The sequence below is a fragment of the Allostreptomyces psammosilenae genome (assembly GCF_013407765.1).
Lineage (GTDB): Bacteria > Actinomycetota > Actinomycetes > Streptomycetales > Streptomycetaceae > Allostreptomyces > Allostreptomyces psammosilenae.
Map to the genome: position 1 here is coordinate 728,454 of NZ_JACBZD010000002.1, position 14,622 is coordinate 743,075.

Genomic DNA, 14,622 nt, shown 5'->3' on the forward strand with positions numbered 1-14,622 from the left:
TGCCGGTTCGGTGATCCCTCCGCTCCATGACGTGATCGGCCCCGGATCCGCCGGCGGCACGCCGGGGCCGACCGTACGGCCGGGGTGTTCCCGGCAGGGGGTGGCGCCCGGTCGGCGTGCCACGATGGGGACGGAACGGAAAGCCCGTTCCATCAGGACCCGGGAGAACCCAGTGACCAGCGAGGACGACGTTCGGCCGATCGAGGTGCAGGCGGGGGCGCGACCGGCGCCGCCCGTGGCGGCCCCGACGCCGGACGCCGGCCCGGGGTCGCAGACCGCGCCCGCCCCCGCCCCGGCCTCGGCCCCAGTCCCGGCCCTCGTGCCGGCCGGAGGGCTGGAGGCGCTGCGGGCCGAGGTGGCCTCGCTGGGGCAGCGTCTGGACGAGACCAACTCGCTGCTGCGGAGGGTCCTCGCCGAGGTGGCCACCACCCCCTCCACCCACGCCATCTTCGTCGACGTCGGCTACGTCTACGCCGCGGCCGGACGACTGATCGTCGGCACCGAGGACCGCAAGGCGTTCCTGGTCGACGCCGAGGCGCTGATCGAGGCCTTCATCGAGGAGGCGCGCACCATCTTCCGGGACTCCCGGCTGCTGCGCGTCTACTGGTACGACGGCGCCCGGCAGCGGGTGCCCACCGTGGAGCAGCGTCAGATCGCCGAACTACCCGACGTCAAGGTGCGGCTCGGCAACCTCAACGCGCACAACCAGCAGAAGGGCGTGGACTCGCTGATCCGGGGCGACCTGGAGTCGCTGGCGCGCCACCGGGCGATCAGCGACGCGGTGCTGATCAGCGGGGACGAGGACCTGGTCTCGGTGGTCGAGGCGGCGCAGAACTACGGCACCCGCGTGCACCTGTGGGGCGTTCAGGCGGACTACGGCAAGAACCAGGCGGACCCGCTGCTGTGGGAGGTGGACAGCCAACGGACCTTCGACCGGGCCTTCTGCCTGCCGCACATCACCCGGCGCGCGGCGCGGGTGGCCGCCGCCGGCGTGACCGGGGGACCCGGTCCGGCGGCCGGTCAGGTCGGCGACGAGGGGCCGGTGCCCAGCCGGGATGACGTGCGGTTCGTCGGGGCGCGGGTGGCGGCGCAGTGGCTCGCCACCCGCGGCCGGGACAACGTGGCCGACCTGCTGCCCGGATACCCGATGCTGCCGGGCACGATCGACCAGGAACTGCTGGTGGAGGCGGAGGGGATGCTGCAGCACTCCCTGCGGGGCCACGGCGACCTGCGGCGGGTGCTGCGTGACGGCTTCTGGGAGCACCTGCAGCAGCAGCTGTGAACCACCGGCCGTCCCGGCGGTGGTGGGGGTGCCGGGTTCCGTCCTGGTGCCGGGCTCCGTTCTCGTGTCGGGCCCGGTACTAGCCCTGGTCCCGGTCTCGCCCCACCTCGTGCCAGAACGCCGTGAGGTGGCCGGCGGTCTCGGTGGGGCGCTCGGTGTTGGGCGAGTGGCCGGCGCCGTCGACCACCACCCGGCGGGCGCCGAGCCGTCGCGCCATGTCGTCCTGCCAGGGCACCGGCCAGGCCCAGTCGGTGGAGCCGGAGAGGACCAGCTTGGGCAGCGGCAACGTCGCCAGGGCGGCGACCCGGTCCGGCTCCTGGACGAGCTGCTCGCCGCCGGCGATCAGGGCCTCCGGGACGGTGCCCAGCCAGCGGCGGCGCAGGAACTCGCCGATGGCGGCGTCGGCGGGCGGGTTGGGGTTGACCGACGGCCACAGCACGTCGAGCGGCAGCGTGCGGACGCCGTCGACCAGCAGTTTGGTGCGGGCCACCTCGGAGTCCTGGAGCGCGGCGGGGCCCGAGGACATCGCCGTCCAGGAGGCGAAGCGGGTGGAGGAGGACGCGGGGGTGGTGGGCGCGTCGTCGGTGATCTCCGGGTCCGTGCCGAGGCCGGAGTCCAGGAGGAGGGCGGCGCGGCCGATCAGGCCGCCCCAGGAGTGGCCGAGCAGGTGCACCGGCCGGCCGTCCGCCCCGATCAGCGCGTCCGCCATGGCCAGGACGTCCGCGGCCAGTTCGGGCAGTGCGTAGACCGCCTCGTCGCGCGGGCCCCCGGTGCCGTGCTGACCGCGCAGGTCGACGGCGACGACCCGGTGACCGGCGGCGGTGAGGGGGGCGAGGAGGGCGATGAAGTCCTCCTTGCTGCCGGTGTAGCCGGGGAGGAGCAGGGCGGTCCCGCCGGCGGGGGAGGGGCCGGAGGCCGGCTCGGTGTCCAGCGTCGCGAAGTCCCCGCGGGCGGTGCGCAGGGGGCGGGCGACGGCGCCGGCGGGCAGGTCCAGGAAGGGCGGTGTACTCACGGGCGAGCAGCTTAGATCGTGAACGACCGGGTGCCCGCCATGCGGCGTGGGTTGGAGGTGCGTGCGGGCGGGTGAACGGGGCGGCGGTCGGGGGACGGGCTGGAGAAGCGGGCTTTGGGGCTGGGCGGGAGGGGCCGGGCGCGGAGTTATCCACAGGTGGGAATTGGGGGGCTGCGGTGGGTGGTCGCCGGGTGGGATTCTGGAATCAGGGGGTCCCCCTTCGGGCCCCCTACGGGTGTTGCCTGGCTGCTTGGTGAGTCGGCAGTGGGCTCTGAGGCGTATGTGAGGGGGATCCTCGCGTGCCGGGCAGCCGGGCAGCCGGGGTGCCCGACCGCCTGGCGCATGTGGGTGGCGGATGCTGGCTTGTGGAGGATCCGGGCTTCCCGGGCGCCTGCGAGGGGTTTGCGCCTGTCCGGCGCCTGCGAGGGTTTCCACCTGCCGGGTGCGCGTCGGAGAGCTTTCACCTGTCCGGTGCGCGCCGGAGGGGGTGCGGGTGCCCACCGGTCTGGGGCGGGTGAGGCGGTTCCCGGGGAATCCGTCGGCCGGCCTGCGAGAAAAACGCCGCGGGGCCGTCCGGACGTTGTCCGGACGGCCCCGCGGCCTGGTGGTGGGGGAGCGGCTGAAGCCCGCGTCCGCCTACCCCGGGTTCGCCTTACTCGTCGCCGCCGCCGGTGGTCGGCTCGGCGGACTCACCGCCGGAGCGGCGGGTGCGGCGCCGGCGGCGCGGCGCGGGCAGGCCCTCGGCGTCGGCGACCGCCGTGGCGGACTTGGCGCGCGAGCCACCCCGCGCGGGAGCCTCGGCGGCTTCGGCGGCCGGGGCGGCGGCGCCGGCCTCGGCCGTGCCGGGCGCGTCGGAGTCGCTCGCGCCGCCGTCCGCCGCGCCGTCCTGCGCCGGGGTGTCGGCGCCCGCGGTGCGGCCGGCGCGGGTGCGGGTGCGGGCCCGGCGGCGCGGGGCCGGAGTGGTGGGGCTCTCCGCCGTGCCACCGGCCTCGGCCGGCGCCGTGCCGGCCGCCTCCGTGGTGGCGGTGGCGGCGCCCTCGGCCTCGCGGACGGTGTCGAGGGCGCGGCCGGCGGCCTCGTCCGACGCGGGCGCCGCGCTCTGCGTGCCGTCCGCGGTGGCCGCCTCCAGGGGCTGACCGGCGCGGGTGCGGCGGCGGCCGCCGCGCGGGCGGCGCTGCCGCGGCTGCTCCTCCTCGCCGGCGGCGGCCTCGGTGCCCTCGTCGGGCCCGGTGCTCCTGCCGCCCTCGGCTCCGGAGCGGCCACCGCTCCGCGAGCCGGCGCGGGTGCCGGAGCGGCCACGGCCGCCGGAGCGGGTGCGGCCGCCCGTCTCGCCGAGGTCCTCGATCTCCTCCGCGCCCAGGCCGGCGCGGGTGCGCTCGGCGCGGGGCAGCACGCCGGTGGCGTCCTCGGGGATGTCCAGGTCGGCGAAGAGGTGCGCGGAGGTGGAGTAGGTCTCCGGCGGGTCGTTGAAGTCCAGGCCGAGCGCCTTGTTCACCAGCTGCCAGCGCGGGACGTCGTCCCAGTCCACCAGCGTGATGGCGATGCCGGAGGCGCCGGCGCGGCCGGTGCGGCCGATGCGGTGCAGGTAGGTCTTCTCGTCCTCGGGGCACTGGTAGTTCACCACGTGGGTGACGCCCTCGACGTCGATGCCGCGCGCGGCCACGTCGGTGGCCACCAGCACGTCGACCTTGCCGCCGCGGAAGGCGCGCAGCGCCTGCTCGCGCGCGCCCTGGCCGAGGTCGCCGTGCACGGCGGCGGCGGCGAAGCCGCGGCGGGTGAGCTGGTCGGCGAGGTCGGCCGCGGTGCGCTTGGTGCGGCAGAAGATCATGGTCAGGCCGCGTCCGCGGGCCTGGAGGACCCGCGACAGCAGCTCGGGCTTGTCCAGCGAGTGCGCGCGGTAGACGTGCTGCTTGACGGCGGCCACCGTCGCCCCGGTGTCGTCCGGCGCCGTGGCGCGGATGTGGGTGGGGCGGTCCATGTAGCGGCGGGCGAGGCTGATCACCTGGCCGGGCATGGTGGCGGAGAAGAGCATGGTCTGCCGGCGGGCCGGGAGCTGCGCGATGATCTTCTCGACGTCCGGCAGGAAGCCCAGGTCGAGCATCTCGTCGGCCTCGTCCAGCACCAGCATGCGCACGGCGCTGAGGTCCAGCTTGCGCTGCCGGGCCAGGTCCAGCAGGCGGCCGGGGGTGCCGACGACGATGTCGACGCCGCGCGCCAGCGCCTCGACCTGCGGTTCGTAGGCGCGGCCGCCGTAGATGGCGAGCACGCGCACGCCGCGCACCTTGCCGGCGGTCTCCAGGTCGTTGGTGACCTGCACGCACAGCTCGCGGGTGGGGACGACGACCAGGCCCTGCGGGGCGGTGGTGAGCTGGTCCGCGCCGGCCCGGCCGGCGTCGACGTCGGCGGCCACGGTGATCCGCTCCAGCATCGGCAGTCCGAAGCCGAAGGTCTTGCCGGTGCCGGTCTTGGCCTGGCCGATGATGTCCTTGCCGGCCATGGCGACCGGAAGGGTCATCTCCTGGATGGGGAACGGCTGGATGATGCCGACGGCTTCGAGTGCCTCGGCGGTCTCCGGGAGGAGGCCCAGATCTCGGAACGTGGTGGACAGGATGCTGCCTCATTTCCAGTGAAGGGCTCGACGGCGGCATCGGGCACCGGTCGCCTGGGACCGGTGCCGGCGTCGTTCGCATCGTCGACCGCGGTCGGTTCGCGCCGGCGGGTTGCCGCCGAGGCCGTGGCGGGTGTGACCACGGGGACGAACCGGTCCTTCTGCGGGACGTGAGCCGGTCGCGTTGCGGCCGGTCGAGCCACGGAAAGCGGTGGTCGGAGCCGATCGGCCTTCCGACCGGGCATCCGCGTACGGGTACGCCGTTCGAGGGCGTACCGATCTCCACTGTACCCGCCGGTGGGGGGATGTATACGTGACGAGCGTGACAGCCTGGGCGGGCCCGGTCGGCCCGGCGCGGGGCCCGGTCGGCCCGGCACACGGGGGCGCGGGCGGTCCGCCGCCGCGGGGGCGGCGTCGCGCCGGTCAGCGCAGCGCCGAGCTGCCCGCGGGGCGGATCCGGTGCGCGGTCGCCGGACCGGCGTGCGGTGGGCGCCGGACCGCCGGCCGGCTGGGGGCCGGCCGCGCCGGGAGGCGGTCCCGGTCGGCGGCGCGGGACGGGCGGGCCGCCCGCGCGGGGAGCGGGGCCGGTGGGCGTGACGGCCGGGCGAGGACGGCGACCAGCAGGGCCGCCGTGCAGGCCCCGGGCAGCAGCAGCGCCGGCGGGCTGGTGGTGCCCAGCACGAAGGCGGCGACGGCGGCGCCGGTGAACGCGCCGACCGCGCCGGTGCCGGCGGTCAGGTACGGGTTCGGGAAGCGGCGGCGGGCCAGCAGATGGGCGGCGGCGCCCAGGAGCGCGCCGAGAACCAGCGAGCCAGTGATCGCCAACACCACGTCGAACACCTCCGCGCGCCGCCGGGTCGGTGGCCCGGGCCGGGGCCACCGGTACGGGAGCCGTCGCCGCTGATCGGTCCGCCTGCGGCGGTGGTCGGCGGCGTAACGGTTCCGCGGTGGGCATACCCGCTCCGCGTCCGTGCTATGCGGCGGGGCGGCGCCGCTCGGCCGGCGTGACGACGCCCCGCCACTCGAACGAGCGACGGGGCGTCGTGGCCGCCCGGCACCGCCGGGCGACGGCGGACGAGCGGTGGTGCCGTTTCAGAGAGTGCCGAAACCGACCTTGCGCGCGCTGGGCTCGCCGATCTCCACGTAGGCGAGGCGGTCGGAGGGCACCAGGATGCGGCGCCCGTGCTCGTCGACCAGGACAAGGAGCTTCGAGGTGCCGGTGAGCGCCTCGGTCACCGCCTTCTCGACCTCGTCGGCGGACTGCCGGCTCTCCAGCACGATCTCGCGGGCGGCGTTCTGCACGCCGATCTTGACCTCCACTGTTTGGCGTCCCTCCGGTGGTTGCCCTGGTGTGCGGACCGGATGATCCACACGCTACGTCGTCAGCTTATATGGGGCTCGGTTCGCCTCCGGGGCTTGTGACCGGTGTCCCCGTCGGCTCGCTCGCGGTTGCCTGGAAGCGTTGCCTGGAAGCCCGGGGCGGCCGCGGACGGCCGTGGCGCTCAGACGTGCGGGAAGCCGGCGATGCCGCGCCAGGCGAGCGAGGAGATCAGCCGCGCGGCCGCCTCCCGGGAGACGCCCTGGGGCGAGGTGAGCCAGTACCGCGCGGTGATCTGCGCGATCCCGCCCAGGCCGACGGCCAGCAGCTTGGCCTCCTCCTCCGGCAGGTCGGTGTCCTCGGCGATCACCTTGGAGATGGCGTCCGCGCACCGGTCGGAGGTGCGGTCCACCCGCTCGCGCACGGCCGGCTCGTTGGTCAGGTCGGACTCGAAGACCAGCCGGAAGGCGCCGCCCTCGTCGTCCACGAAGGCGAAGTAGGCGTCGATCGTCGCCGCCACCCGCTGCTTGTTGTCGGTGGTGGACTCCAGGGCCTTCTCCACCGCGTCGACCAGCGCGTCGCAGTGCTGGTCCAGCAGCGCCAGGTACAGCTCCAGCTTCCCGGGGAAGTGCTGGTAGAGGACCGGCTTGCTGACGCCCGCCCGCTCGGCGATGTCGTCCATCGCCGCCGCGTGGTACCCCTGGGCGACGAACACGTCCTGGGCGGCCGACAGCAGCTGGGCACGCCTGGCGATACGGGGCAGTCGCGTCCCGCGCGGGCGCGCCTGCGCGTCCTGGTCCTGGATGGCCGACACGGCACTCCTCATGTCACGGGTCGATGGTGGCAGATCGGGCTGCGCCCTTGCTCGCCCGGACGGCTCCCCACCTGACCATCTCCGGTCGCGGACCCGGGCGGGCCGCGGCGGTCGCCGGTGCGGTCGGCGACCCGCCGTGCCGGGGCGCCCTTGACACACCCTGGGGGCCGGCGTGCGCGCGGCCCCCACCCGGACCGTGGGAGGTCCCCATCCTACGGGCGAGTACCCCCGACGTGGCCAGACGAGGGCGCCACCGGGACGTCCGCCGGCCACGGGCCGGGCGCCCCGGCGGGCCCGGCGGGGCGCCGGCCGGGGCGCGCGCCGGGCGCCGGGAGGGGGCGTCGGGGGGTGGGGGCGGCGCCGGTCGGCTAGCGGTAGTCGTCCTCGTCCTGCTCGACGATGCGGGCCTGTTCGGCGGCGTCCGCGGGGTTCGCCTCGTAGCCGGCGGAGGGGCTCGGCGGCACGGAGCCGGGCCCGGCGGACAGCTCCCGGTGCTGCTCGGCGGCGTCGGCGCGGGGTGCTTCGAGGGTCTCGCCGACCGCCGCCTCCTCCTCGCGCCGCCACTCCTCCAACTCGTCGGGCGACTCCAGGACCGGGTCCTTCTCCACGGAGCCTTCGGGCAGGCCGGTCCGGTGCGCGGGTCGGGTCATGGCCTCCTCCTCACGGACGGGCTGCCGTGGCAGCCGGCGGATCGTTTCCTCCCGTCCCGGTCCGCGACTGGCCGGTACCGGCCGTCGCCCGGGAGGGCGGGTGAGCGGGTGGGGCCCGTGCGCTCCGCGGGAACGCCGGGGGCTCTTCGGGCACCTTCCCCGTCCGGTGCGGGTCCACTCGGAATGCGCGCGTCCGGACCACCCCCGGGGCGGCCGGGCCGTCCCACCCGTCCCGACGTCCCCTTTCGCGGCGCCGGGGCGGCCGGCGGCGGGGCTGGCCCCCCGGGTGGCCGGTCGAGGGGCCCGAGGCGGTGCCCGCCGCTACACCGGTTCGTTACCATCGGCGGGACGGGACGCCGCCGCGCGTCCGGTCGGAACGGTCCGTTCGGGGAGCGTTCCCGCAACGCGCCGCCGACCGGAATGAGCTGAGGGCTTACAGCGTGGGACGCCACAGCGCAGGGCCGCACCGCCCGCCGCGGGTCGTCGTGGAGACGCCCGCCGGGGCGACCGCGACTGGCCGGGGCGCGCGGCGCCGGGCCAGGCGGCGCCGGGCGGGCGGCTCCCTGGCCGCCGCCGTGGTGACCGTGTTGGCGCTGAGCGTCGCCGCCGAGGCCGGCGGGCTGCTGCCGCAGGACGCCCTGCCGGAGGGCGCGCGGCCGGCCTCCGCCGCCGGCCCGCAGGCCGAGGACGGTGCGGACCGGCCGGCCGGGGAGGTGGCCGGGGACCCGCAGGACGCCGGCGAGGCCGGCGGGGAGGCGGGCCGGCCGCAGGGCAAGGACGACGCCGGCGCGGAGCCCGCCGAGCCGGCCGAGCCGGCCGTGCCGGAGCGGATGCCCTACGCGGAGTGGGTCGCCAGCACGGTGCCGGACGTGGCCCGCGACCTCCATCTGAGTGGCCGGTTCGTCACGGTGCCCGGCCACCAGGCGGCGTCCGGCCCGGGCGAGGTGCTGCGGTACCGGGTGCAGATCGAGGAGGGGCTCCCCTTCGACGCCGAGTACGTGGGCCGCCTGGTGCACGAGACGCTGACCGACCCGCGCGGCTGGCAGCACGAGGGCGAACTGGCCTTCGAGCGGGTGGACACCGACGACGCGGACTTCACCGTCACCATCGCCAGCAGCGGGACCACCGACGAGTGGTGCGCCCGGGCGGGCCTGGACACCTCGGTGGACGTGGTCTCCTGCGACGCCTACGGCACCGAGCGGGTGATGCTGAACGCCTGGCGCTGGGCGCTGGGCTCGCCGACCTTCGGGGACGACATCGCCGGGTACCGGCGGATGCTGATCAACCACGAGGTCGGGCACCGCATCGGCCTGGACCACGAGTACTGCACGGTGGACGGCGCGCTGGCGCCGGTGATGATGCAGCAGACCAAGACGCTCACCAGCGACGGGCTGACCTGCCTGCCGAACTCCTGGCCGTTCCCGGACCAGGGCTGAGCGGGCCCGGCGCCCCCGCTGCCGCCTTCCCTCCGCTCGCGGCCCCGGCTGATCGATCGACTCTTCCCCGCTGATCGATCGACGCCGCCCCGTGTCGGAACGGGCGCGTGGACCGCCGTGCCTTGACCGATTCTGGTCGCTCCGATGCGCGAACGGAGCAGCGCATACATTTCCTCATACTTATCCGGGGTTGGTCGGGCGTAATTCGATGCGCCTGACGGGTGAAAAGGTCGCACCCCTGTATGTCCCGCGTTGACCTGGTCGCGCCGGCAAGTTCCAATTCTTCCGGTAAGAGCACTTGAGCACCAGGTCAGCGACGATCGCGAAACGTCGAATTCCGACGCTTCGGCGGTCGCGCAGAGAGGTAGCGCGCCGCGTGAGGATCTCGGTAGCCCTTCCCGGTGAACTCGGCGAGACCGAACTGGCCGCATGGCGCTCGATCCAGCGCGACGACCCGGCGCTGGCCAACCCCTTCCTGTCACCGGAGTTCACCCTCGCCGTCGGCGCCTGCCGCGCCGACGCCCGGGTGGCCGTGCTGTTCGACGGCGCCCGGCCGGTCGGCTTCTTCCCCCACCAGCGGCGCCCGTTCGGCGTCGGCGTCCCCATCGGCGCCGGCCTGTCCGACTGCCAGGGCGCCGTCGTGGAGCCCGGCGTCCACGTCGACGCCGGCACGCTGCTGCGCGCCTGCCGGCTGTCGGTGTGGGAGTTCGACCACCTCGCCGCCGGCCAGAAGCTCTTCGAGGGCGCCGTCACCGCCACCGCCCCCTCCCCGGCCATCGACGTGACCGCCGGATATCCGGCCCTGCTGGAACGTCTCCGCGCCTCCTCGCCGAAATTCCTGCGGACCACCCTGGCGAAGGAACGGAAACTCGCCGCCAGATGCGGCGAACTCTCATTCGAATATGCCAGCGGGGACCGCTCGACTTTTCACACCCTCATTTCCTGGAAATCCGCCCAGTACCGCCGCACCGGCCGCTCCGACCGATTCGCCCACCCCTGGATCGTCGAACTCCTGGAACGCCTGCACGCCGTCTCCGGCCCCGACTTCGCCGGCCGGCTCTCCGTGCTGCGCGCCGGCGGACGCGTCGCCGCCGCCCACTTCGGACTCGCCTCCCGACACGTGCTCGCCTGCTGGTTCCCCACCTACGACACCGAACTCGCCCGGTTCTCGCCCGGCCTCGTCCTGCACCTGCGGATGGCCGAGGCGGCCGCCGCCGAGGGCCTGTGGCACCTGGACATGGGGCGCGGCGAGATGGCCTACAAGGAATCCCTCAAGACCCACGACCTGACCGTCGCCGAGGGCAGCCTGACCCGCCCCACCCCGGTGACCGCCGCCCACTGGCTGCTGCGTTCCCCACCGCGCCGGCTGCGCGCCGCCGTGCTCGCCGACCCCCGGTTGCGCCGCGCCGCCGACCGCACCCTCAAGGGCATCGGCCGGCTGCGCACCGCCACCCGGAGCGCCGGCCACTGAGGACGGCGCTCCGCCCCCACCACCCCCGGGCGGCCCCGGGCCACGGCCCGGGGCCGCCGCTGAGACCCGCCTCACGCGCCCCGCCCGACGCACGACCGGCCGCCCCCACCACCCCACGAACGCCGGAAGGGCCCCGAGCATGTTCGGACGACCGACGCCCCCCGACCGACGCCCACCCGGCGCCAGCACCTTCGAGGACGACATCCACCTGCGCATGTGCGCGCGCAACGGCCAGGAGGGCCTGCTGCTGCCGTCCGGGCGCCTCGCCCTGTTCCTGGCCCTGGTCCACTGGTGCCGCCCCGGCGGCCGGGTGCTGATGGCGCCGGTCAACGACGACGTCATCCTCTTCGTCGTGCTCGCGGCCGGGCTGCGCCCCGTGTTCGCCCCGGTCGACCCGCGGCGCGGCTCGATGCTGCCGGACGCCGTCCCCGAGGAGACCTGGCGCACCCTCGGCGGCGTCATCACCACCAACCTGTACGGCGTCCCGGACCCCGCGCCCGAGCTGCGGGAACGCTGCCTCCGCGGCGGCATCCCGCTGATCGAGGACGCCGCGCACGCCCTGCAGTCCACCGTCGGCGGACGCCCCGTCGGCTGCCACGGGGACGCCGCCGCGTTCAGCCTGTCCAAGCACGCCGGGGCCCGTTCCGGCGGCTACCTCGCGGTGCGCGACACCGCCCACCTGCCCGCGCTGCGGCGCGCGGCCGAGACCCTGCTGCTGCCGCCCCGCGCGCACCGCCAGGCGCTGCTCGCCGCCCTGCCGGTGGCCCGCGACCTGGTCGTGAGGGCCCGCCTGGTCCGCCAGGCGTGGCAGGCGAAGATCAGCCTCGGCCTCGACCCGCGGGGCAGCGCCTACCGGATGCCGCCGCGCCCGGACGAGCTGCGCGCCGCGCTCGCCGCCATCTCCGCCGCCCACGCCTGCGCCCACGCCGCCGTCGGGCCGGGGAACGCCGCCGCGCAGGGGGGCGCCGGCCGGGGCGGCGCAGAGCTCCGGGCGGCCGTCGCCCGGGAGGCGCTGGCGGCCATGGACCCGTGGACCCGGGTCGACCTCGCCGACTACCGGATGCGCCACGGCACCCTGGTGCGGCGCGGCCTGAGCCGTCGGCTGGCCGGTGCCGAGGCCGCGCGCTCCCGCCGTCTCGACGGGGTGCGCCGGCTGCTGGACCACCCCGCGGTCGCCCCCGGGCTGCGCGACCACCCGCCGCAGCCGCTGTTCCGCGTCCCCCTGCTGGTGCGGGACCGCGACCGGCTGGTCTCCGGCCTGCTGAAGGCCGGCATCGCCACCGGCTACCTCTACGACCCGCCGCTGGACGACTACGCCGGGCCCGAGTTCGTCGACCCCTCACCCGCGCCGGAGGCGGCCCGTTGGTTCGCCCGGCACGTCCTCCCGGTGGACCCGCTGGAGGCCGCCCGCGCCCTGGCCGTCCTGGACCGGCTCGGCGCCCAGCCCGCCGCACCGCCGACCGACGCCGCACCGCCGATCGGCGCCGGGCAGCCGACCGGCGCCGTACCGCCGACCGGGACACCCGTCGACACCGCCGTCGGCACACCGGACACGGCCCGCCCGCGCCCCGCCGCCGCGGTGCCCGCCCCGGTCGCCCCCCACCCCGAGCCGACGGTCCGCACCGAGCCGACGGTCGCCTCCGGTGGCTGACCCCGAGCCCACCGCGAGCGCCTGACCCGGACCGCCCTTCCCCCACGGCAGCCCCGCGCCCCCGGCAGACCCGACCCGACCCCCACCGACCGACGCGCAAGCCCGTCACGGACCCCCGGCCCACCGCGCCGCGGCGTCCACGCGCCACAGCCCAAGGAACAGCCCGATGAACGAGCCGATCGCCTCGCCCCGCACCGTCACCGCGCTGGACGGCCCCGAGGCCGCGGGCCGCCCACCGCACCCGGCCGCCACCACGACCGGCGGCACGGCGAGCACCACCCGGTCGCCCCGCCCGGCCGCCCGCGCCACCGAGGCCGGCGGCGTGCCACGGACCAGACGGCCCCGGTTCCGCCCCGTCTCGCCGGACCTCGCCATCTCCCCGCGGGTCAGCGTCGTCGTCCCGGCCATGAACGAGGCCGACAACCTGCCGCACGTCTTCGCCACCCTGCCCGAGTGGGTCCACGAGATCGTGCTGGTCGACGGCAACTCCACCGACGACACCGTGGCCGTCGCCCGCCGCCTGCGGCCCGACGTGCGGGTCGTCACCCAGCGCGGACGCGGCAAGGGGGACGCCCTGCGCGCCGGCTTCGCCGCCTGCAGCGGCGACATCATCGTCATGATCGACGCGGACGGCTCGGCCGACGGTGGCGAGATCATCGCCTTCGTCGGCGCCCTGGTCGCCGGGGCGGACTTCGCCAAGGGCTCACGGTTCGCCAACGGAGGCGGCAGCGAGGACATCACCCCGTTGCGCCGGCTCGGCAACCGCCTGCTGGGCTTCATGGTCAACCGGATGTACGGCACCCGCTACACCGACCTGTGCTACGGCTACAACGCCTTCTGGGCCCGGCACCTGGACCGGCTCGGCATCGACTGCACCGGCTTCGAGGTCGAGACGCTGATGAACATCCGTGCCGCCAAGGCCGGACTGCGCATCCACGAGGTGCCCAGCTACGAGCGCACCCGCATCCACGGCGCCAGCAACCTGCACGCCCTGCGCGACGGACTGCGGGTGCTGCGGGTGATCCTCGCCGAGCGTCCGCGGGGCCGGGCCCGGGTCCGCCCGGCGGCCCCGGACGCCAGCCGCCCCCGCCGCTCCGCCGTGCCGGTGCCCGGCGGCGACCCGGGGCTGCCGCGCAGCCGTGGGCAGGCGCCCGCCACCGTCCTGCGGGAGGGCGCGTGACCGAGCGACCCGCGCCCACCCCGCCCCTCGGCCCGCGCCCCGGTCAGGGCACCCCGCGAACACCCGGAACACCCGGAACGCCGGGAGCCCCGGGAACCGGCGACGTGCCGCCGACCGCCGGGGAGGTCTCCGTCGTCATCTGCGCCTACACCGAGCAGCGCTGGGAGGACATCCTCGCCGCCGTCGGCTCCCTCCGGGCCCAGCGGCGCCCCCCGCTGGAGACGCTGCTGGTGGTCGACCACAACGCCCGGCTGCACGACCGGCTGGCCGAGCACTTCGCCGGCGACGACACCGTCCGCCTGCTGGAGAACGAGCAGGCCCGGGGCCTGTCCGGCGGCAAGAACACCGGGGCCGCGCACGCCCGGGGCCGCGTCGTCGCCTACCTCGACGACGACGCCGTCGCGGACCGGGACTGGGTCGGCGCCCTGGCGGACGGCTACGCCGATCCGGCGGTCGTCGCCGTGGGCGGCCACACCCTGCCCAGCTGGGACATCCGCCGACCGCTGTGGTTCCCGCCCGAGTTCGACTGGGTGGTGGGCTGCAGCTACCGCGGACTGCCCGCCCACCGCGCCCCGGTGCGCAACCTCTCCGGCGGCAACGCCTCCTTCCGCCGCGAGGTCTTCGAACGCGTCGGCGGCTTCCGCACCGACCTCGGCCGCTCGCGCGGCGGACGCCCGATGGGCTGCGAGGAGACCGAGTTCTGCATCCGGCTCAGCCGGCTCCTGCCGGGCAGCGTGCTGCTCTACGAGCCGGCCGCGCTGATCCACCACCGGGTCCCCGAGGCGCGCACCCGCTTCGGCTACTTCCAGTCCCGCTGCTACGCCGAAGGGCTCTCCAAGGCCCAGGTGGCGCGGCTCGCCGGGCGCGGCGCGGCGCTGGCCAGCGAGCGGCGGCACGCCGCGGTCGCCCTGCCGCGCGGCGTGGTCCGAGGGCTCACCGACGCCCTGCGCGGCCGGCCCCGTGGCCTCGGCCAGGCCGGCGCCATCGTGACCGGGACGGCGGCGGCCGCCTGGGGGCTGCTGCGCGGAACGGTCGGCGGCTCCGGGGCCGCCGCCCCCGTGCCGCCCACCGCACCACCCGCCCCGGCCGCCGGGCCCGCCGGGGCCCTCGGGGCCGCCGGGGCCGGCGGCGCCACGCGGGTCGGCGGCGCGACCAGGATCGGCGGCCCCGCCCGGGCGTCCGCCGTGGCAGCCGCGTCGT

The 14,622-nt window shown here is 76.4% G+C and carries 11 protein-coding genes and 1 pseudogene; 6 read left to right on the top strand and 6 right to left on the bottom strand.

From position 1 onward, the window contains the following. Positions 1–334 precede the first annotated feature (334 nt). Positions 335–1,282: an NYN domain-containing protein gene (locus FHU37_RS25435; protein ID WP_179817380.1), complete on the top strand. Its 948-nt coding sequence runs from the start codon at positions 335–337 to the stop codon at positions 1,280–1,282. A 79-nt stretch (positions 1,283–1,361) separates the two neighbouring features. On the opposite strand, the gene FHU37_RS25440 is transcribed toward FHU37_RS25435, so the two are convergent. The 6 genes from FHU37_RS25440 to FHU37_RS25465 all read right to left on the bottom strand — a co-directional run bounded on the left by FHU37_RS25440 (position 1,362) and on the right by FHU37_RS25465 (position 7,684). Next, a complete protein-coding gene (locus FHU37_RS25440) occupies positions 1,362–2,294 on the bottom strand; it encodes an alpha/beta fold hydrolase (RefSeq protein ID WP_179816988.1) in 933 nt (310 codons plus the stop codon). Positions 2,295–2,946: 652 nt separating this feature from the next. Continuing rightward, positions 2,947–4,809, bottom strand: coding sequence for a DEAD/DEAH box helicase (locus FHU37_RS25445; RefSeq protein WP_246451289.1), 1,863 nt, complete (start codon positions 4,807–4,809; stop codon positions 2,947–2,949). A 516-nt stretch (positions 4,810–5,325) separates the two neighbouring features. Then, the gene (locus FHU37_RS25450) at positions 5,326–5,730 is read right to left on the bottom strand and encodes a hypothetical protein (protein WP_179816989.1); all 405 of its coding nucleotides are present in this window, start codon (positions 5,728–5,730) and stop codon (positions 5,326–5,328) included. Between the two features lie 264 nt (positions 5,731–5,994). Then, a complete protein-coding gene (locus FHU37_RS25455) occupies positions 5,995–6,222 on the bottom strand; it encodes a DUF3107 domain-containing protein (RefSeq protein WP_179816990.1) in 228 nt (75 codons plus the stop codon). A gap of 182 nt (positions 6,223–6,404) precedes the next feature. Beyond that, entirely contained in the window at positions 6,405–7,046 is a 642-nt protein-coding gene (locus tag FHU37_RS25460; protein ID WP_218904790.1) for a TetR/AcrR family transcriptional regulator, read from the bottom strand. 356 nt (positions 7,047–7,402) lie between these two features. Then, a complete protein-coding gene (locus FHU37_RS25465; protein ID WP_246451291.1) occupies positions 7,403–7,684 on the bottom strand; it encodes a hypothetical protein in 282 nt (93 codons plus the stop codon). 440 nt (positions 7,685–8,124) lie between these two features. Here FHU37_RS25465 and FHU37_RS25470 point away from each other — a divergent pair, with 440 nt between their 5' ends. The 5 genes and pseudogenes from FHU37_RS25470 to FHU37_RS25490 form a co-directional block, all read left to right on the top strand. Then, entirely contained in the window at positions 8,125–9,120 is a 996-nt protein-coding gene (locus FHU37_RS25470) for a DUF3152 domain-containing protein (protein WP_312892858.1), read from the top strand. A gap of 376 nt (positions 9,121–9,496) precedes the next feature. Beyond that, on the top strand, positions 9,497–10,591 hold the full coding sequence (locus FHU37_RS25475) for a GNAT family N-acetyltransferase (protein ID WP_179816992.1): 1,095 nt from the start codon (positions 9,497–9,499) through the stop codon (positions 10,589–10,591). Between the two features lie 139 nt (positions 10,592–10,730). Continuing rightward, positions 10,731–12,242 (top strand): DegT/DnrJ/EryC1/StrS family aminotransferase, encoded by a 1,512-nt coding sequence (locus FHU37_RS25480; protein WP_246451292.1) that lies wholly within the window; start codon positions 10,731–10,733, stop codon positions 12,240–12,242. Between the two features lie 166 nt (positions 12,243–12,408). Then, entirely contained in the window at positions 12,409–13,422 is a 1,014-nt protein-coding gene (locus FHU37_RS25485; protein ID WP_179816993.1) for a glycosyltransferase family 2 protein, read from the top strand. Between the two features lie 104 nt (positions 13,423–13,526). Next, a pseudogene (locus FHU37_RS25490) lies at positions 13,527–14,522 on the top strand (glycosyltransferase family 2 protein); the annotation flags it as partial. Positions 14,523–14,622: the final 100 nt, after the last annotated feature.

Excerpts from the sequence above, each read along its gene's own strand:
- FHU37_RS25445 (WP_246451289.1), bottom strand. The coding sequence starts at position 4,809 with ATGACCCTTCCGGTCGCCATGGCCGGCAAGGACATCATCGGCCAGGCC.
- FHU37_RS25460 (WP_218904790.1), bottom strand. The coding sequence starts at position 7,046 with ATGAGGAGTGCCGTGTCGGCCATCCAGGACCAGGACGCGCAGGCGCGC.
- FHU37_RS25465 (WP_246451291.1), bottom strand. The coding sequence starts at position 7,684 with ATGACCCGACCCGCGCACCGGACCGGCCTGCCCGAAGGCTCCGTGGAG.
- FHU37_RS25480 (WP_246451292.1), top strand. The coding sequence starts at position 10,731 with ATGTTCGGACGACCGACGCCCCCCGACCGACGCCCACCCGGCGCCAGC.
- FHU37_RS25485 (WP_179816993.1), top strand. The coding sequence starts at position 12,409 with ATGAACGAGCCGATCGCCTCGCCCCGCACCGTCACCGCGCTGGACGGC.